Source organism: Spirosoma agri, from assembly GCF_010747415.1.
Lineage (GTDB): Bacteria > Bacteroidota > Bacteroidia > Cytophagales > Spirosomataceae > Spirosoma > Spirosoma agri.
This window is the reverse complement of sequence record NZ_JAAGNZ010000002.1, coordinates 1240354-1259613: the sequence shown is the minus strand read 5'-3', so window position 1 is coordinate 1259613 and position 19260 is coordinate 1240354. Positions and strand designations below refer to the sequence as shown.

The following is a 19260-nucleotide window of genomic DNA, read 5'->3' as shown; positions in this document are numbered from 1 at the left end:
ATGAAAATGAAAAAAATAGCTAGTTTATTTTTAGGGGGTCTTTTACTGGCAAACGTGTCTTGTAAGGAGTCCGAATTTACCGATGCTTATCCAGATCCGGCCAAGATTGCGGAGACAACCGTAGAGAAGCAGTTTACCGGGGTGCTGTTTGCCAATAAAGATTACGTGCTGCCCGGCTATCGGTATTACTTCGTTACCCTGCGTACATCCGTCAACCACTACACACAGGCAACGGGCTGGGTCAACGCATCCGGACAGTACGTTCCGGGTTCGTCGGGCGTAGAGGACGTTTGGTACAATTATTACAACATGCTGGCGCAGTATCGCGAACTGCAAAAAGTATACGCATCGAAGACGGCAGACCAACAGGCCAACCTGAAAATTTTCATGCTGACGGCAGCGGTCTATGTGTATGATTATACGCAGAAAATGGTTGACCTACACGGTTCCATTCCGTTCAGCACGGCAGGTTTGCTCAGCACCAACGGCGGTGATTACGTAGGCTCCAGTGCGAAGTTCGACACGGCTGAAGGTATTTATACCTTCCTGATGGACGATCTCAAACGGATTGCAACGGAGTTGAACGGGGTCACCCTGAATGCCGGTTACCAGAAGTCATTCCAAACGCAGGACTTCGTGAACAAAGGCGACATAACGGCCTGGAAACGATACACCAATTCGCTTCGTCTGCGGCTGTTAAACCGGGTTTCGGGCGTGGAGAGCTTCAAATCCCGTTCGAACACCGAAATGGCGGAGATTCTGGGCAACGCAACGACCTACCCAATCGTTGAAACCAACGCGCAGAATATCCAGATCAACGTGTATGACATCAATACGGATATCAACTCGAAGGGATTCCGGGATGGTATCGAGGGCGATGGTTGGTATGGTAATACGGCAGGGAAAGCGATCATCGACAACATGAACGTCAACAAAGACCCCCGTCTGCCTATCCTCTTCGAACCCGGTGCCAATGCGGCTGGTCAATACAATGGCGTTGACCCTACAGCTACCGAAGCAGCACAAACGACGTTCATCAATTCCGGTCAGGTAGCTATCTACAACCGCTACACGCTGAGCCGCAACCAGTTCTTCCCCGGTATCCTGATCAATGCCGCGCAGATGAACCTGATCAAAGCCGAATATTACCTGAGAGCGGGCAACGATGCGTCGGCAAAAACGGCCTACGAAACAGCCATCACGCAGTCGGTACAATTCTACAACGGAATTTTAGCCCTGACCAACGCCACGGGTATTACCAACTCGACAATCCCTACGGCGGCAACGGCAGCGTCTATCTCGGCCTACATCGCTGGTTCGGGTGTAAACTGGAGCAGTGCAGCCAACAATACCGACAAGCTGAAGCTGATCGCTACGCAGAAGTGGCTGCATTACAACCTGGTTCAGCCTTACGAAAACTGGGCCGATATTCGTCGTCTGGATTATCCGGTGCTGACGTTCCAGGTCGATAATGCGAACAATCAGACCCTACCCCCTACTCGCTGGACGATTCCAGGGAATGAGATTACGTACAATGCGGCCAACTACGCGGCCGTAAAAGCAACGGACAATCTGACAACGAAAATTTTCTGGGATGTGAAATAAGACGTTCCTATTCGATAAGATAAATTAGTGTATTGAATTAGAATGGGCAAACCAATCGGTCTGCCCATTTTTGTTGTCTGGAGGTTTACATCACCCCAACTGCCGGTATTTTACATTTTACACTGTTTTACTCATTTTTTATATTGGTTGCACCCCTCTCCTGCTTTAGCCGGGCGGCCGTTGCCGAGAGGGGCCGGGGGTGAGGTCAACTGCGTTTATTTCCCCTGATTCTCCAATACCAGTAGTTGCGGAAAAGACGTAATCCCCTTGAAAAGCAGCTGAGTCATTTCGCCGACGGTGTGAAAGTAAGAACCCAGAATAATATCCATATCGCCATCCTGATCGAAGTCGGCGGCTTCCATCGTCAGCCATTTCCCATCAGCGCCTTCCGGGGTGCTATAGGGTTTAAATGTCAACCGGCCTTCGTTCGAAAAATAAACAAAACCCTGCTCGGCCTGAGCCAAATTTGAATAGAAGGCCGTGGCCGCAATATCGAGGTCACCGTCCTTGTCAAAATCATGGGCAATGGCTTTACTGGCACCGTACATTGGATAAAACCAAGTCTCCTTGAAATTATCTTTTTTGTCATTCAGATAAATACGTACGCCGTGGTAATTTTTGTCGATAGCCGAATAATCCCAGTTGTCACCATTGGTCAGTAGGATGTCCTGGAAACCATCCTTATTAAAATCAACGAGTTCGAAATAGCTGGACCCGAATGCGGGCGAGAAACGCAACACGGTCTTTTCCTTAAACTGGCCATTTCCCTGGTTATAAAAGATGGCAACTTCTTCCCGTGCCTGCGCCATCAGGACCATGATGTCCGGTTTTTTGTCGTGATTGAAGTCGGCAATCTCAACGTTTCGGGCACCGGGAAGTGATTTTAGAATGTGTTCTTTTGCCGGATCGAAACCGTCGTACCAGAACAGTTTTCCCGCGTTATTGCCGAACCCGCAGATCACGACGTCTTCGTTGCCATCGGCGTTCAGATCACCGGCCGCAAACTGCACGGGTCGGGGCAATTCCTTAATGTTGACAGGCGTAGAACCAACTTTCGCAGTTCGTTCCAGCGTCATGAGTCGGCCCAGTCGCTGGTCCGATGGATTGAAAACGCCAATGGTAAGCAACCGGGGAGCCGCATTCCGGGGAAAGTCAATGTCCGTCGGTGGAGTATCGATCCACCACGTATCGTTCAGTTTCAGCTGGCTGTTCAGGACATACAGCGCCTGTTGCGCATCGCCCACGTAGAGTTGAGCCGTCGTTTTGTCGTAGGCCAACAGGGTCGTTTGCGGAACGGGTTTGTCACCTGGCGATACCTCCTTCGCCTTGAATAACGGGAGCTGATTGGTTATAGACAGGTGCGATTTCTGGGGTAACGGTTCGGCGGGCGCGGTACGTTCATAGTAGCTGACAAGTTGATTCCAGTCGTCTAGCGAGAGCACGGCGGTTTGGGGATAAATGTTTAGCTGGCTGATGGCTTTTTCCTCCTCGGGCGAGAGGGCTTTCAGTGTATCTTGTCCGGGCTGTCTGATCCCAAGTCGCCTACCCATATTTGGCAGAACGCTCGTGACCCAGGTCTTTTTGTCGAGTAATTCGGGTTCCGGAAATTGATGACAACTCCCGCAGTAACGCAAGGCCAGTTGCTTACCGGAGGACGTTGAATCCGCAATTGTCGCTTCCTTTCCGTCAACGTTCAGCGTATCAGTAGTCTCCAGATCGAAAAAAGAGAGCAGACTTAGGGGAATGAAAAGGAGCAAACCGATTTTGCTGGCAGACATCAGGCTTTCGTTTGTAATTCGAACGGTAAAATTATACATCCACGAACAGACTTCGCAGCCGACAGCTTGCGTTACTCCTCATTAAGATCGTTGAACGCGGTTCAGAATCGATTTATACCGGTATACGCCCGGCAATTACGAGAGGCCGGTCGTTGTCGGCATCACCTGGAACGTGCAGCGCCTAACTGGCGCAAAATACCCGATGTGCGGGTCAAAAGGAAAGTTTCGCTAAACATACCCTTTTCTAGAAGTGTTATCTGTCATTAGCTACCTGACTATACGATACGACACATTGGCTGCGCTGAACGATGCTACTTCCTGATTCTGACGATGAAACAAATAGGCTGAATGCCTTGCGAAGTTATGATATTCTGGACTCCTTACCTGAGGCCGATTATGATAATATTACGAATCTGGCTTCTCAAATCTGTCAGACTCCGATCTCGTTAATTAGTCTGGTAGACGAAAAAAGGCAGTGGTTTAAAGCGAATCGTGGGCTTGCTCTTCGGGAAACGCCCCGTCAGTTTTCTTTTTGCGCCCACGCCATCCTGAATCCGTACGAAACCTTCCTGGTCCCTGATGCACGTCAGGATGAACGGTTCGCGAGCAATCCATTTGTTACGGGTGCCCCCCATGTCGTTTTTTACGCCGGGGTACCGCTGGTCGATGCCGATGGCTTTGCCTTGGGCTCCCTGTGCGTTCTTGATGACAAACCCCGAGAGTTGGACCCGGCGCAACTAACTGCGTTGCGGGCCCTGACCAACCAGGTGGTAAATCTGCTAGCCTTACGAAAAGCCAACAGAGCACTTCTGCAGAGCGAGCAGCGCTACCGAACGCTGGCAGCTGAACTCGAAGAGCAGGTCCAGAAGCGTACCCAGGCGCTGAAAGATGCCAATGACGAACTGAACAGAGCCAATGGTAACCTGCAACAATTTGCCTCTGTAGCTTCCCACGACTTGCAGGAACCGCTGCGAAAAATTCAGTCGTTTGGCAGCTTACTGCAAAACCAGTACGCCGACCAGTTGGGGGAAGGACGTACCTATCTCGATCGGATGCAATCGGCGGCTAATCGCATGTCGATCCTGATTCGTGACCTGTTGAGTTATTCACGAATCTCGGCCATCCACGACAATCGACACCTGATCCCTCTCTCGGCAGTTGTCCAGACGGTACTGATGGATCTAGAACTGGTCATTGCCGAAACGGGGGCAGTTGTTCAGGTGGATGCCCTGCCTGAAGTGTTGGGAGACTCAGTTCAGTTGGGCCAGCTTTTTCAGAATCTACTGGGTAATGCCCTGAAGTTCAGCCGACCAGATCCATCTCGTCGCCCGAAGGCTAGTACAGCGAAAACGCCACTCATTCAAATTCGTGTCCAGACGCTCCTCGCCAAGAACTTGCCGACAACGATAAAACCTTCTCTTTCGGCCCCGCTTTACTACCGAATCGATGTGATCGACAATGGTATTGGCTTCGAGCAGAAACATGCTGACCGAATTTTTCAGGTCTTTCAGCGGCTACACGGTAAAAGCGAGTTTTCAGGCACCGGCATTGGCCTGGCCATCTGCGAGAAAGTAGTGACCAATCACGGGGGCGCGATTGCTGCTACCAGCCGGCCCGGTCAGGGTGCAACGTTTAGTGTCTATCTACCCAACTAGATGACTCACCGCCCAATAGCCAGGCGGTTATGAAGGAATCGATACGGCTGGTTTGTTGACGGGCGGTTGCGCTGTAAACAATGACCTGATGACCTACCTCGTTCAAGTAATGTTCAGGATTCAGTTTTAAACGCGACGGTATGGAGTTTGATAGCAAGACCATTTTCATAAACGATTTGGATTGGAGCCTGGCCCTGGAGATTGTGGTCAGAACCCTGATCATGTTTTCCTGTATCCTGATCTTTTTACGCCTGTCGGGAAAGAAAGGAGTCCGCCAGCTGTCCATCTTCGAAGTAGCGATCATTATCGGCCTGGGTTCGGCAGCTGGTGACCCAATGGTCAATCCAGAGAATGCTATCGTGCCCGCTGCACTCGTTTTCGTCACCATTTTAGGATTTTACCGGCTTATAACCTGGTTAGCCTCCCGTAGCGAACGGTTCGAGAGTATACTGGAGGGCGATCCCACCTACATCATCGAGGAGGGCCAGTTTGTACTGATCGAGGCCAGTGAGCAGACGTATGCCAAAGATGAGTTTTTTTCCGAGATGCGGCAGCAGAACATCGAGCATGTAGGCCAGGTACAAACGGCTTTACTGGAAACCAATGGCTCTGTGAGCTTTTTCTACTATGCGGATGAGGAGGTCAAGCCAGGGTTACCCATTTTACCCAAACTCTACCACAAGAAAAGTGATCTAGTCCCTCAGGCGGGGCAATACGCCTGCACCACCTGCGGGTTGGTGGAGTCGATTGGCGATCGGCACCATACGTGTCCGCGCTGTCAGCATACTGAATGGGTAAAAGCCATTCACACCCTGCGACGGACCTAAGCTAATTAAGCTAACTGAGACCAGGCCTCGATTAGCGCGCGGGATTGTGGGTATTTCATACGCCGTATCTTGAAGATTCGGCGTATGAAATACCCACAATCCCGTGAATACCTGCCTTATAATATCTTTACCGCTAACTAGCCCAAACAATGAATCCAATAAAAACGCTACTACTGGTTCTGGTTGCATTCCTGCCGGCGTTATCGGCTTTGGGCCAACCGACGTTACCCATTACGTCTACTCGTTCCACCGCATACGGCAGCAACGCCAAGGTTGGGAAGTATGCCAATGTGAGGGGTTTCAAACTGTATTACGAAGTATATGGCGCGGGTAAGCCGTTGCTCTTCATCCACGGCAATGGCGGTTCGATCCGTGATTTCAGCAATCAGATTCCCCATTTTGCGAGGAACTACAACGTGATTGCCGTTGATAGCCGGGCGCAGGGAAAATCAACGGACACGAGCGACTCACTTACCTACGAGATGATGGCCGACGACGTCAATGCCTTGCTGGATCAGCTTCATCTGGACTCGTGTTACGTAGTTGGCTGGAGTGATGGCGGCATCAATGGCTTGTTACTGGCCATGCGCCATCCTGAAAAAGTAAAGAAACTCGCCATCACGGGTGCTAATCTATGGCCCGACACGACGGCTCTTGAACCGAGTCTCGTCAATTGGATCGTATCCACGAATGACAGTCTCGCCAAGGTTACACAGACACCGGCGGTAAAGGCCCAGAAGAAGTTGCTGAACCTGATGGCCTTCCATCCCCATATTTCGACCGCAGACTTGACGAACGTGAAATGCCCTACGCTGGTCATTGGGGGTGATCATGACGTAATTCTGCCCAAACACACGATGCTGATTGCCGAAGCCATTCCGAACTCGTACCTGTGGATTTTGCCTAATTCCGGCCACTCGACACTCGTTCGTTACAAAGATATATTCAATCAGGTTGTCGGGGATTTTTTCAAAACACCGTACCGGAAAACAAGAGGCATGGCGCAGCTCGACTAAAGCGAACGAGTGGCACCGGGCTGTTCACAGGTATCCGATTGTTGAACGTATACAGCACACCGTATCAATAAACGCAGCAACGAGTACAGCGTCACGTTCCCTATTGGCCCAGGGCCTGTCGGATGTGGCCATATCGCGTGGCTGACAGTGGATAATGAGTAATCCACAAGCGACCAACTCGTTAACTTTTCTTCTGTTTAGCGGCCATACCGGCGATAGCCGCCACCAGCCGGTCGAGGTCCTTAAGGCTCGTGTATACGTGGGGAGTGACCCGAACACCGTGAATATTTTCCCAGTCGATACCTACCGCGTGAATTTTATGGCTGCCAAACAGCTGACCATCAACCTCCGTTGTTTTCATCCCATCGATGGAGAACAGCGCGATAGCCCCCGCCCATTCAGGCTTAAGTGACGTATGTACATGAACACCCGGCAGTTCACGAACCCGTTCGGCCCAATAGTTTTTGAGAAAATGCAGCCGGGCGTGCTTGCGCGCCGATCCGATAGCCTGGTGAAAATCAACGGCAGTACCGATGGCCATTTCAGACGCAAACGACCGGGTTCCCAGTGATTCGAATTTTCGGATGTCTGTACCGTCGGGTTCGGTATTCGACAGCAGGGCCCACACGTTTTTGATCTTATCTTTTTTGATGTACAGCATCCCGCTGCCAAACGGTGCACAGAGCCATTTATGCAGACTGGTGGCGTAATAATCGCAACCGAGATCGGGAATTTTATAGTCGAGGTGAGCGTACGAATGCGCGCCGTCGCAGATAACTTCGATGCCTTTGGCGTGGGCTGCATCGGCAACCTTACGAACGGGCATGATCTGACCGACCCAGTTGATGATGTGCGTCACGTGAACCACCTTTGTCCGGGGCGTAAAAGCCTTCACGTATCTGGCAACGAGTTCGTCTTCGTTCTCGGAAGGCAGGTCTAGATTAAGCCAGACCAGTTTGATGCCATCGCGTTTTTCGCGCTGTTTCCAGGCGTTGATCATGTTCGGATAGTCCTGTTTGGTCAATACGACCTCATCACCGGCTTTGAGATTCAGCCCGAAAATGACCGTGTTCAGTCCTTCCGTCGCGTTCCGGTTGATGGCCAGTTCGTCGGGCAGGCAGCCCGAAAGGTCAGCCAGCTTCGACCGCAGTGCTTCGCGTCCCTGATCCAGAACCCGCCACATGTAGTATGACGGTGCTTCGTTCGCATACTGATAAAATCGAATGTGGGCATCCTGTACCGATTTTGGCTGTGGACTCACACCCCCGTTATTCAGGTTCAGCACATTAGGCGACACGGTAAATTCCGTTTTGACCCACGCCCAGAAATCTTCATCCTGCGCCCACTCCTGCGGTGATTTCAGGTTGGCAGGAGACTGCTTTACGTGGTCCAGCGCGTTTGTTTCCGTCCAGTCGGGCAAGACCAGGGGACCGGCTGCTGCCGCACTGAGCTGCCGCATGAAGTGTCTACGCGATTGAGTCATTGCAGAAAGAAGTTTTCAGGTGAATATAGAAGATATGGCTAATATAGAGAATACCTCCCAAAATCACTACCAATCAACCCCTAAACAAACTAAACAGCCCTCTCTTTGCCTTAATACGAAATTTATGTTCCGGATTTTCGGCATTGAACTGTGCAATGATCAGCGACTCGTACTGTTTGGAAAACTCGGGGTCGAAATTTGCCTGCGGCAGATGTTCCAGTACGTACTGGATTGATTTGCCATCCAAAATCCACTGCTGCCAAACGTCCTGTCGCTGCCGGATGCCGAATGAATTTACGCCAACAACGGTCTGGTCACGCCGTCGGTAATTGATCCGTAGAGCAATGGTTCCTTTCGGATGTTCCCAGTAGAATGATTGTTCGTCTTCCGGAGGCCGGGCAGGCACATGGCCATACGTCTGATACTCGATGTCGAAGAATTTTGCTGAATTGAAGAAAACACCCGGCTGATAAGTGGTCGGTTTACCAACGATCGTTCTGGCAACAGTTTCGCCCATCTGGCGACCGGTATACCAGATCTGCTCCACCGGTTTTCGGCCATCGGGTGGGGTTCGGTGTTGCACACAGTCGCCAATAGCGTACACGTCGGGCAGGTTCGTTTCCAGATACGCATTGACCAGAATACCCCGATCGATCTGCAACGGCGTGTTTTTCAAAAAATCAACGTTAGGACTAACCCCAACGGCTACGCCCACAAACTGGGCCGGAATTTCTTCCCCAGCTTTTGTGACAACGGCACTAACCCGACCGGCACCATCGCCAATGATTTCGGCCAGTTCCGTATCGATACGGATATTGATATGGTGCTGCTTGATGTGCCGGGTCACCAGGGCTGACTCATCGGTGGGCAATACGCTCTTCCAGAACCGGTCTTCCCGCACCAGAAACGTAACCTGTATACCCCGTGAACGCAGCATTTCACACAGTTCAATACCAATCAGCCCGCCCCCCACAACCACCGCCTGTTGAATTCCTTTCGTATCGGCTTCCATCCGGTCGAGGTCGGGTTTTCCGTAGAGCCCCTGCACACCCCGCAGATTCTGACCCGGCCAGTCGAAAAAATTAGGCTTCGATCCGACGGCCAGAATCAGCACATCGTACGAAAGCCGCTGACCATCGGCATACTGAATATGTTTTGCGTCAACGTCCATACCCGTCACCTCCGCCCGAACCAGTTCGATCCGGTTTTTGGCCCAGAACCAATCCTCATACGGTTTTGTGTGATGGAATTCCAGATGCCCCATGTACACATACATCAGGGCCGTTCGCGAGAAAAAATGGTCCGTTTCGGCGGAGACGACCGTAATTTGATCATCGCACTGCTTGCGGATCTCACGGGCAGCCGTAATCCCGGAAATGCCATTACCCAGTATAACGATGTGGCGCATAGAGCGAACAATAAACCAGCAGTTTCCCCAAAGTACGGCATTATTCAGGAAGCGATTCGATTGGATGGCCGACGAATTCATAAAAAAGCCAACGTCGGCAGCCATAGGCTTTGTTTCGTCAGAACCGGGCCAGATGCAGGTTACTCCTCCCAGACAACGACCTCTTCCCGACTGAACCAGGGTTCATACTGGTTGCCATAATGATCGTCTATGCTGTTGCGCTTCATTTTCATGGTGGGCGTCATCCGGTTGTTTTCAACCGTCCAGGGTTCCTTCACCACGATGAGTTTTTTGACCCGTTCGTAGGTATGAACCCGCTGATTCAGCCCTTTCAGCGTTTTTTCCAGGCTCAGCGTAATCGTTGGCCGATCATTTTTCCGGGCCGCTTCGGACAGCACGACAAGTGCGATGGGTTGGGGCAACTGCTGGCCCGTGACGCAGATCTGCTCAATGTGGTTATTATCGGCAAACCCGAATTCGAGTTGCGCCGGGGCAATGTACTCACCCTTCGGACTTTTGTACATTTCTTTAACGCGACCCGTGATGCGCAGAAAACCGTCGCTGTCCAGTTCGCCAACGTCGCCCGTGTAGAGCCAGCCATCCTTCAGCGTTGCCGCCGTCAGGGCGGGTTCCCGATAATAGCCAACCATGTTCCAGCGGGAACGCGTCATGATCTCACCCGTTATGGGATCGGTTCGTACGGCCATGCCCTCATTCACGCGGCCAACGGTTCCGTCTTTCACCTGATCTGCGGGCATCATCGACACCGCGCCCAGGTTTTCGGTCATTCCGTACGCTTCCTGAATACGGATACCCAATCGCCTGAACCAGAGCAGTAGCGAAATCGGCATAGGGGCCGCCCCGGTCAGAATCAACTTCGCATCATCGAGACCCAGTCCCTGCCGTATTTTTCGCGTAACGATACCCGACAGAATAGGCATCCGTAACAGCCAGTCTAGTTTTTTCTGTGGTATTTTTGCCAGAATTCCCAGCTGGAAACGCGTCCAGATGCGGGGAACGGCCAGAAAATGAGTCGGGCGGGCGCTAGCCAGATTTTTGGCGAATGTGTCGAGTGACTCCGCGAAGTAAATCGTTCCGCCGGTAGCAATGCCGATGGCTTCCACGATGTTCCGTTCCGCGATATGGCACAGAGGCAGATACGAAAAGAACCTTGTCTCGGGAAGATCAGAAACCATTTGCTGACGCGTTTTTTCCAGAGCCTGAGCCATTGCATCGTACGAAAGCATGACACCTTTCGGCTTGCCTGTTGTACCGGAGGTGTAAACGATTGTGAATAAATCGGCTGGTTTCGGCAGTGGATTACCGCTCATCGGCTCATACGTAGCCATGATCTCATCCCATTGAATGGCCTGGTCGGTTATGGCTGGGACAGCGGATGAATACGATGGAAAGGCTATTTTGTGTACCTCGTCGGGAATGCCCGTTTTTAGCGACGTCCAGTCATCCAGCTTCCCGACAAACAGAACGCTGCACTCACTATGCTCAAGCACCTGTCTTAGCTGCGGCCCCGTAAGTGTCGGGTAGAACGGCACCGATACGTGGTCGCTTATCAGGATCGCCAGATCGGCAATAAGCCAGTGTGCGCAGTTTTTGGAAACGAGTCCAATGGTACTCTTCGGCGGCAAGCCCAACGAATTCAGGTAAGTTGCCATGATCCGTATCTGCCGACCGGCTTCGCCCCAAGTTATATCGACAAAGCTATCGCCAATGGGTTGACACAGAAAGAGTTTATAAGGCTGTAGCCGCTCCCACTCATAGAAATAATGAATAATCGTTTTGTTTGATTGCTCACCTGAGCCGTTCGTTTCCATAGCGGGACAGCAAAATCTGATCAACTATAAATTTAGAAAGAACAGCGCAATTTTCTTGAAAATTGACTAGAAAATATAAATTTATACCTATATATAAGCCTGTGCTGGTTAACGCAAGGCATCACTTTTGCACTGATCTTTTTCTGTGGCTAGTCTTAACCGGCCTACTCAACCGACGTGCTCCGTTCTCTTTTTACATTCGTATTCATGCACTATCTGGTACAACAACTTCGCCGATCGATCGGGATCAGCTTTCTACTAACGTGGATTAGCGTTGGCATTGCTCATGGTCAAACTACCAAACAGGGATCGACGACTGGCGTTCATTTTCTAACAGGGAGCCTCCAGCAGGCAATTGCAGCCGCTAAAACGGCTCGTAAGCCGTTGTTTATCGAAGTCTACCTGACCGGTTGCCCCCACTGTGAAGCCTTGGCTCCTATTCTCAACGAGACGCCAGTGGGAAATTTCTACAACGCTAACTTTATCAGCTGGAAAACGGAAGCCAACTCGCAGGAATCCAAAACCTTACAAAACACGAAGGGTATCGCTTACCTTGAATTTCCCGTTCTGCTATTCCTCGATTCGGGTGGCAACGTGATTCATCTGGCGACCCCTTCCGAACGTACGAACAAACAGGAATTCATCGATCAGGTCATTCAACTCGGTCGTACAGCGCTGAATCCGCAGCAACGAACAGCAGGCTACGCAGCCCGTTTTCAGGCGGGTGAACGTAACCTGAATTTTCTGATCGATTTTGCCAAACACTGCAAAACGATAAAAGACACCGCTCAGCTGCACCAGATCACCGACGCCCTGAACACGCTGCTGGTACTCCCGCAGGATAGAACCAGTCTGATTGGTTTTTACGTTCTGCAACGGCTCACCGACGACATCGATAGTCCGCTGGCGACCTACTTCTTTACGCATCTCAACGAGTTTTCGGCGAAGTATCAGGCGAAAGACGTGAAAGAAGCGGGTGAAGGCATCATCTTCAAAACGTTATATGGCCCCAAGGGCGATACCTACCCGGCGGCTAAGGTTGTACAGATGCGGGAGTACATGGTTGCCCTGGGCGTACCGGCCAACGAAGCTGCTCCCCGAACATTACTGAAAGAACTGGACGCTCACTTACGAGCCCGGAACACCACGGCCGCTGTTGAACGCTTCAACGAGTACCGCCAACAGATACCAACCCTGAAACTCCCCGACTACGCTTATCTGATGCACTATTTTAACGAGAAAGCGACTGATAACACGTATCTGTCATCCATGCCGATCTGGGCAGCCGATGGACTCAAGCTCATCGAACCAGGCCAGCAAAATACCAAACAGGTAGCTGATCTGTATTACGAGTTGGCATTGGCTTATCAGAAGATGGGTCAGAAAACCGAAGCGCTCGCTGCGGCTCAAAAGGGCGTTGACATAGCCCGTAAAGCTAAATTGGACACGAAGCGGTATGAGGAGCAGGTTGCTTCGTTGAAGTGACCAGGAGCTCAATTAATGAGTAAAATACGTTATCATTCAAACAAGCCGATCTGTCCGGCAGGGCGAAACAGAGCAGTGGTCAGTTGGGGTGGCTGGCGTCCGGCGAGGTATTTTTGACAGGAAATACGGTGTAGCTGGGCAATGTGCCGGGCAAACTGACCTTCACCGGTCATACGCGTCTCAAACCGGGAATCGTTGAGCTGTCCTCCATGACAATCAGCGATCTGATGGAGGATACGATCGGCACGGTCTGGAAAAGCCTGTCTGAGCCAATCGGTAAACAACGGCCCAAGGGCCCCATTGAGCCGGACGATCGTATAAGCCGCCCAACAGGCACCCTGTTCAGCGGCCTGTTCCACAAGCTTGGGTATTTCGTGATCGTTCAGGCCAGGAATGATGGGTGCCGTCATAACGCCTACCGGTATACCCGATTCGTGCAGCGTGTGAATGGTGCGCAGTCGCTGGGTAGCCGTAACGGTACGCGGCTCCATCAACAGGCGCAAGTCTTCGTTCAGCGTTGTTATCGATATAGCTACGCTAACCAGATTCAGTTCGGCGAGTGACTTCAGAATGTCCAGATCGCGAAGAATGAGCGCGTTCTTGGTAATGATCGAAACTGGATTTCGGTAATGCAGGCAGAGTTGAAGCATACGGCGAGTGAGCTGGTACGTACGCTCGGCGGGTTGATAGCAATCCGTATTACCCGAGAAATGAATGACTTCCGGCTTATACGAACGTGCCTGAAATTGCCGGTCAAGCAGCATGGGCGCATTCTTCTTCACCATGATTTTGCTTTCAAAATCCAGCCCCGCCGAAAAGCCCCAGTACTCGTGTGACGGTCGGGCGTAGCAGTAAATGCAGCCGTGTTCACATCCCTGATAAGGATTAACCGAAGCCGTAAAGCCAACATCCGGACTAGTCGTGCGACTGATAATCTGCTTGGACGTTTCGTCAAAAAACTGTGTTTTCAGCGATGGTTTAGGCAAATCATCGCCATACGATTCCTGTTCGTTATCCAGTTCATACTGATAATTTGCAAACGAATTAGCGGTATTGACCTGCGCTCCCCTACCCTTTTTATACTCCCCCATAACAGTACAAATAAAACATAAATATATTTTACTTGTACCATAAAATTTACCATACAGATCCGCAACTGATTGACCGGTAAGAGGCAAGTCAATCAACGGAAATAACCCGCCTTATTCAGGCCATTGTGATCATTCTCTATGACCTGACTGGTGGCTCGGCGATGGTGACTGGCTACGAAAGCAAAAGCCGAAGGGTCTATCCCTCCGGCTTCTTACCTGATCGATGAATGATTCGGCTTACGCCAGCTTCTTCTCCCATTCTTCAGCCTCGAGCATGGCGGTTTCCCACTCATCCTGTAGCTGATTGATTTGCGCCGTTACGTGCCGGTATTCATCGTTTTTGGCTTGCATCAATTTATCATCACCATAGGTAGCTGGGTTAGCGAGTTCAGTTTCAAGCCATTTCTTGCGCTCTTCCAACTGACCAATTTTAGTTTCCGACTCCTGCGCCTGACGGTTCAGGTTCTTAAGGGTCTTGTGCCACTCTTTCCGTTCCTCGTCCGATGCCCGACCATTCGTAGCCGGCTTCCCGTTTCCGTGTTGCGCATGGCCGTTCGTAGCTGGGGCCGGACTGGGTACGGGCAGTGTTTTTGAATTATCGGCGGGTTGTTTAGACGGAACATACCCCTGCGCTTTACGCTCTTCCTGCCACCACTCGTACTCGTCGTACGTGCCGGGGTATTCTTTGATCTGCTCATCTTCAATGTACCAGATCTTGTTGGCGATCTGCGACACGAAATACCGGTCGTGGGACACAACCACATACGTGCCTTCATACTGCTGCAACGCCTGAATCAGAATATTGACCGATTGCATGTCCAGGTGGTTGGTCGGCTCGTCAAGCAGCAGGAAGTTCGCCTGTGACAGCAACACCTTCGCGAGCGCCACGCGGGACTTCTCCCCCCCCGACAGCACTTTTATTTTCTTGAACACATCGTCGCCCGAAAACAGGAAGCAGCCGAGCACCCCCCGCAGTTCGCCATCCGATTTCGTTGGGTTGGCCTGTTTGAGTTCGTCGAGCATCGAGTCCTCAACCCGAAGCGACTCAAGCTGGTGCTGGGCATAGAAGCTAAATGACACGTTGTAGCCCAGCAGTCGATCACCATCAATAGGTTCCGACCCCGAAATGATACGCAACAGTGTCGATTTACCGCGTCCATTAGCGCCAATCAGGGCCACTTTATCGCCCCGTTCGAGCCGGGCAGTGGAGCGGGTCAGTATCCGTTTTTCGCCGTAAGCCTTCGAAATATCGTCTAAATGCAGAATATGCCGACCCGGTTGCTGCGAGAAGTTAAACTTGAAATTGACGCGGGCATTGCTATCGATCACATCGTCAACAAGCTCCATTCGTTCGAGTTGCTTGACCCGGCTCTGTGCCTGTTTGGCCTTCGAAGCCTTTGCCTTGAATCGTTCGATAAAGCGTTCTGTCTGCCGGATTTTTGCCTGCTGGTTTTCGAATGCGCCCTTCTGAATCTCATTACGCAGTGCCTTTTCCTCCATATAATAGGAATAGTCACCCGCGTAGTAATTCAATTTAGCGCCCGACACCTCAACAATCGTATCGACTACGTTATCAATAAATTCGCGATCGTGGGAAACCACAATAACGGCACCTTCGTAGTTCTGAACGTATTTTTCAACCCATTGAATCGACGGTAAGTCCAGGTGGTTGGTTGGCTCATCGAGCATGAGCAGCGATGGCTTTTGCAACAGCAGTTTAGCGAGCATAACCCGCATCCGCCAGCCCCCGGAAAACAGTTTCAATGGTTTCTGCAAATCGTCGGTCGAGAAGCCAAGACCTTCCAGAATTTCTTCCGCTCTGGACTGAATTGTATAGCCATCGAGCGCATCGAACTCTTCCTGTACTTTACCCAGCTTGTCGACCAGTTCATCCCGGTAGTTCGTTTCCATTTCATGGAGCAGCGCGTCGATCTGTTTTTGCAGTTCGTTCTGACGCGCAAAAGCCTGCATCGCTACCGACAGAATCGAGTCCTCGGTCTGATAGGACAACAAATCCTGGTTCAGAAAACCGATCGACACATCACCGGCCTTGGAGATGATACCGCCGTCGGGCTGGTATTCCCCATAGATGATGCGCAATAACGTGGACTTGCCAGTTCCATTAAGACCGATCAGACCAATTTTCTGATTAGGCTTAATGTGTAGCGAGGCATTTTCATAAAGAGCCCGGCTACCAAGATAGTACGAGAGGTTTGTAATGGAAATCATAGTGCAAATTTACCAAAAATAGAACGGATACTTGCGTTCTTACATTCAACTCTGTTATATTTGCACACGTAAACGCTGCCGAACAGCGATTATAAGCCTCCTTAGCTCAGTTGGTAGAGCACTTCATTCGTAATGAAGGGGTCGTAGGTTCAAGTCCTATAGGAGGCTCACAAAACATACTTAAGCTAATTCGTTTTCGAGTGTTTTCACTCAAAATTAACGGATTAGCCTTTTTTCTTTATACAGCCTTATTGATATTAATACGGTTTTGTAAGGTTTATTCGTCCCCCGTATTGATTTTGTTCGTTAATTGGTATTGACCAAACCAGTTAAGAACAATACGAACTATCACCGATAAGGTGGTAAAATGCCTGCTGAAAGACCCCCGCGCTACCGCGCCAATCCTTATTTACCTCGTTTATCGCTATCAATACACCCGGTTCAAAAACTCAACCGGACAACGTATTTTGCCTGACCTTTGGGATGCTGAATATGGCCGCGCTCGTACTAACACCAAGAACAAGGTATTGCAGCGAGCCAACGAAACAATCAACGCTCACCTCGACCGCCAACGGTCTGCACTACGCGCCGTACCCAACCGCCTATAATTGGCAGAGGTCCCCATCATAAACGATCTTATCAAATTACATCTCGACCGGGAGCTAGGAAGGGAGGAAAAAACCAATCTTACCAGTGAAGACGCTAAAGAGTCATTCACAAACTATATAGTACGGTTTGTAGATGAATCACAGGCGGGCAATAGATTGACCGCCAAAGAGACTAAACACGCGGCTCATACATTGGCAGGATACATGAAACTTAAACGCGTGCTCGACCGATACCAGACTGAAACCGGGAACTCCACTGAGTATGACGTTTATAGTATGCCTTACTATGATGCCTTTAAACTTTGGCTCACAAATAAGGGCCTAACCCTCAACTACGTAGGTACGCTGTTAAAAGACCTCAAAGTGATGCTGAAGCAATCACACATTGATGGATTGCACGAAAACACGATCTACCAAAACTCAAAGTTTAAAAAGTTAGTGGATGTTATGAGTTTAATAACGAATGTGAAGAAATTGCAAACCTAGCCAATCAATTATGGACAGTTCAATAACACCCGCATAAATTTCCCACTCTCATTTCGTATATCCCTAAGGAGGAATCACCCCAAAGTACTCCTCTATCAGATAGTGTGACAACAGCAGTTGAAACTTCTACGACACAATCACAACCAACTCTCACTGGAATTCAAAATACACAGAGTGTAGAGCCAGACATAAAACTCCGGTGGAGAGATAACAGGGGCGACAAGACGGATTTGGCAGAATTGGTTTGGGTGCTCGCAAAGTCAAATAGAATCTTTGACAATAAAACAGGTAAACCAGTGACAATTGATGTGCTAGCCAATCAGTTAGGAACCCTGTTCGTTGTTTCAATAAGTAATCCGATGCAATTGATACAAGGGCGTAAACTGACCTTTCGGCTCGTACCCCGACGAACGGGCGCAGGACAACGGGTTGAGGTAAAAGGCAGTTTGCATAAGTTTTACAACTTTGGCGAACACAACGCCGATCAATTCACTGCAACCGATCTACTAATGACACTTGATCAGTTGGTATCACACTACGGCATTGACCCTTTTACTTTAAAAATCAACACAATTGAATTTGGGGTAAACGTGGTCTTGCCTTTTCCGGTTGCTCAGCTATTGCAAAACCTTGTCAGCTACAAGAGCAAACCATTTTCTCGTGATACGCGCAGCCAGACACCTTATTGTGAATGCCGGTTCCAACGGTTTACGATAAAGTTGTATGATAAGGGTAAACAGCGGGGATTAGATAAAAACCTGCTACGATTTGAAATCAAGGTTGCCAAGATGATTTACTTCGACAAAACAGGAGTCTATCTTAACACCCTAGCCGATCTGCTAAAAGTAGCGAACTACAGAGCGTTGGGGGCGTTGTTGGTCGATACCTTCAGCAAGATACTGTTTGACGATCCAACGATAAACGCGGGCAACCTGACACCCCGCGAACGCGAGATTTACCAGAATGGGCGCAATACTCGCTATTGGCAATTACCTGATGATCTCCCCACCGCTGACCGGGCGCGGCTGTGGAAACAACGACAACGAACGGAACAACAATACCGGGCATTGATTGACCGACACCAGCAGGGCAACAACTGGCAGGTGCAAACAACCGCGCTAATTAGTTATACATGGCAACGGTTAACCCGTGTCACCGATCAACTGCTAACCCAGATAGATGACCACCGGGCAACGTGGTGCGACCTGACAAAACCTGACTTTGTAGCTACTTTGCCAGATCAAGACAATAACCAAGAATCTCCACAGCCAGCACCTGAAAAATGTCCACTTTTAACCGACTTGCCTACTAATGGATTAACGGGCGCAATGTCCATTATTGACCCCTTGTATTCAGTGTTACAACCTGACACGATAGATACAACAATTAACCCCCCAACCGGAGCCGATTATATGTCCAGTAACGGGTGTATTGATAAAGGACCCAAAACCGGGCCAACGGTTTGTATCGGCGGCAATGCTACGCACCAACGACGACCTGTTGCTGACGCTCGAACGACAGCACCGGCAGTATGCCAAAGGCTCAAAAGAAGATTTGTACAGTCGGGCCGCTCACAACGTCAGGAACAAAGAGAGCAATGAGCGCAACAACCTCCGACGACGAATAGAGCGATTCAACCAGACGAAGGGCGGGCAACTACCCCTGTTTCCTGAGTTCGGGATTTTTCAACTCACCGACGCACAGCGGGCCGCGCTCGACTACTAAAAAGGAAGGCTCTATGAAGTACCTACTTAGGC

Annotated in this window: 14 protein-coding genes and 1 tRNA gene; 9 read left to right on the top strand and 6 right to left on the bottom strand. The window is 50.3% G+C overall.

The features are described from left to right. On the top strand, nt 1–1605 hold the full coding sequence (locus GK091_RS21850) for a SusD/RagB family nutrient-binding outer membrane lipoprotein (RefSeq protein ID WP_164041984.1): 1605 nt from the start codon (nt 1–3) through the stop codon (nt 1603–1605). A 215-nt stretch (nt 1606–1820) separates the two neighbouring features. Here the strand turns inward: GK091_RS21850 and GK091_RS21845 are convergent, their stop codons facing one another. After that, on the bottom strand, nt 1821–3383 hold the full coding sequence (locus tag GK091_RS21845; protein ID WP_164041983.1) for an FG-GAP repeat domain-containing protein: 1563 nt from the start codon (nt 3381–3383) through the stop codon (nt 1821–1823). 308 nt (nt 3384–3691) lie between these two features. Here GK091_RS21845 and GK091_RS21840 point away from each other — a divergent pair, with 308 nt between their 5' ends. From GK091_RS21840 to GK091_RS21830, 3 genes are all read left to right on the top strand, one after another. Next, complete coding sequence (locus GK091_RS21840) at nt 3692–5038, top strand: sensor histidine kinase (protein WP_164041982.1); 1347 nt, start codon at nt 3692–3694, stop codon at nt 5036–5038. 140 nt (nt 5039–5178) lie between these two features. Then, entirely contained in the window at nt 5179–5865 is a 687-nt protein-coding gene (locus GK091_RS21835; RefSeq protein WP_164041981.1) for a DUF421 domain-containing protein, read from the top strand. Between the two features lie 149 nt (nt 5866–6014). Next, on the top strand, nt 6015–6881 hold the full coding sequence (locus GK091_RS21830) for an alpha/beta fold hydrolase (protein WP_170312763.1): 867 nt from the start codon (nt 6015–6017) through the stop codon (nt 6879–6881). 181 nt (nt 6882–7062) lie between these two features. Here the strand turns inward: GK091_RS21830 and GK091_RS21825 are convergent, their stop codons facing one another. From GK091_RS21825 to GK091_RS21815, 3 genes are all read right to left on the bottom strand, one after another. Beyond that, nucleotides 7063–8364 carry an aminotransferase class V-fold PLP-dependent enzyme gene (locus GK091_RS21825; RefSeq protein WP_164041980.1) on the bottom strand — a complete coding sequence of 434 codons (1302 nt, stop codon included), beginning with the start codon at nt 8362–8364 and terminating at the stop codon, nt 7063–7065. A gap of 73 nt (nt 8365–8437) precedes the next feature. Then, on the bottom strand, nt 8438–9877 hold the full coding sequence (locus tag GK091_RS21820; RefSeq protein ID WP_317166336.1) for an NAD(P)/FAD-dependent oxidoreductase: 1440 nt from the start codon (nt 9875–9877) through the stop codon (nt 8438–8440). 35 nt (nt 9878–9912) lie between these two features. Then, on the bottom strand, nt 9913–11604 hold the full coding sequence (locus GK091_RS21815) for an AMP-binding protein (protein ID WP_164041979.1): 1692 nt from the start codon (nt 11602–11604) through the stop codon (nt 9913–9915). Between the two features lie 207 nt (nt 11605–11811). Between GK091_RS21815 and GK091_RS21810 the strand changes: the two genes are divergently transcribed. After that, complete coding sequence (locus GK091_RS21810) at nt 11812–13089, top strand: thioredoxin family protein (protein ID WP_164041978.1); 1278 nt, start codon at nt 11812–11814, stop codon at nt 13087–13089. A 32-nt stretch (nt 13090–13121) separates the two neighbouring features. Here the strand turns inward: GK091_RS21810 and GK091_RS21805 are convergent, their stop codons facing one another. Both GK091_RS21805 and GK091_RS21800 read right to left on the bottom strand, forming a co-directional pair. Then, nucleotides 13122–14180, bottom strand: a complete 1059-nt coding sequence (locus GK091_RS21805; RefSeq protein WP_164041977.1) for a PA0069 family radical SAM protein — start codon at nt 14178–14180, stop codon at nt 13122–13124. Nucleotides 14181–14417: 237 nt separating this feature from the next. After that, the gene (locus tag GK091_RS21800) at nt 14418–16409 is read right to left on the bottom strand and encodes an ABC-F family ATP-binding cassette domain-containing protein (RefSeq protein ID WP_164041976.1); all 1992 of its coding nucleotides are present in this window, start codon (nt 16407–16409) and stop codon (nt 14418–14420) included. Between the two features lie 95 nt (nt 16410–16504). Here GK091_RS21800 and GK091_RS21795 point away from each other — a divergent pair. From GK091_RS21795 to GK091_RS29455, 4 genes are all read left to right on the top strand, one after another. Further along, nucleotides 16505–16577: transfer RNA gene (locus GK091_RS21795), tRNA-Thr, on the top strand. 191 nt (nt 16578–16768) lie between these two features. Continuing rightward, nucleotides 16769–17017, top strand: a complete 249-nt coding sequence (locus tag GK091_RS29645) for a hypothetical protein (RefSeq protein ID WP_246202352.1) — start codon at nt 16769–16771, stop codon at nt 17015–17017. After that, the gene (locus GK091_RS21790) at nt 17018–17503 is read left to right on the top strand and encodes a hypothetical protein (RefSeq protein ID WP_246202351.1); all 486 of its coding nucleotides are present in this window, start codon (nt 17018–17020) and stop codon (nt 17501–17503) included. A 104-nt stretch (nt 17504–17607) separates the two neighbouring features. Continuing rightward, nucleotides 17608–19104, top strand: a complete 1497-nt coding sequence (locus GK091_RS29455; RefSeq protein WP_212592992.1) for a hypothetical protein — start codon at nt 17608–17610, stop codon at nt 19102–19104. Nucleotides 19105–19260: the final 156 nt, after the last annotated feature.

Excerpts from the sequence above, each read along its gene's own strand:
- GK091_RS21850 (WP_164041984.1), top strand. The coding sequence starts at position 1 with ATGAAAATGAAAAAAATAGCTAGTTTATTTTTAGGGGGTCTTTTACTG.
- GK091_RS21845 (WP_164041983.1), bottom strand. The coding sequence starts at position 3,383 with ATGTCTGCCAGCAAAATCGGTTTGCTCCTTTTCATTCCCCTAAGTCTG.
- GK091_RS21840 (WP_164041982.1), top strand. The coding sequence starts at position 3,692 with ATGCTACTTCCTGATTCTGACGATGAAACAAATAGGCTGAATGCCTTG.
- GK091_RS21835 (WP_164041981.1), top strand. The coding sequence starts at position 5,179 with ATGGAGTTTGATAGCAAGACCATTTTCATAAACGATTTGGATTGGAGC.
- GK091_RS21830 (WP_170312763.1), top strand. The coding sequence starts at position 6,015 with ATGAATCCAATAAAAACGCTACTACTGGTTCTGGTTGCATTCCTGCCG.
- GK091_RS21825 (WP_164041980.1), bottom strand. The coding sequence starts at position 8,364 with ATGACTCAATCGCGTAGACACTTCATGCGGCAGCTCAGTGCGGCAGCA.
- GK091_RS21820 (WP_317166336.1), bottom strand. The coding sequence starts at position 9,877 with ATGGCTGCCGACGTTGGCTTTTTTATGAATTCGTCGGCCATCCAATCG.
- GK091_RS21815 (WP_164041979.1), bottom strand. The coding sequence starts at position 11,604 with ATGGAAACGAACGGCTCAGGTGAGCAATCAAACAAAACGATTATTCAT.
- GK091_RS21810 (WP_164041978.1), top strand. The coding sequence starts at position 11,812 with ATGCACTATCTGGTACAACAACTTCGCCGATCGATCGGGATCAGCTTT.
- GK091_RS21805 (WP_164041977.1), bottom strand. The coding sequence starts at position 14,180 with ATGGGGGAGTATAAAAAGGGTAGGGGAGCGCAGGTCAATACCGCTAAT.
- GK091_RS21800 (WP_164041976.1), bottom strand. The coding sequence starts at position 16,409 with ATGATTTCCATTACAAACCTCTCGTACTATCTTGGTAGCCGGGCTCTT.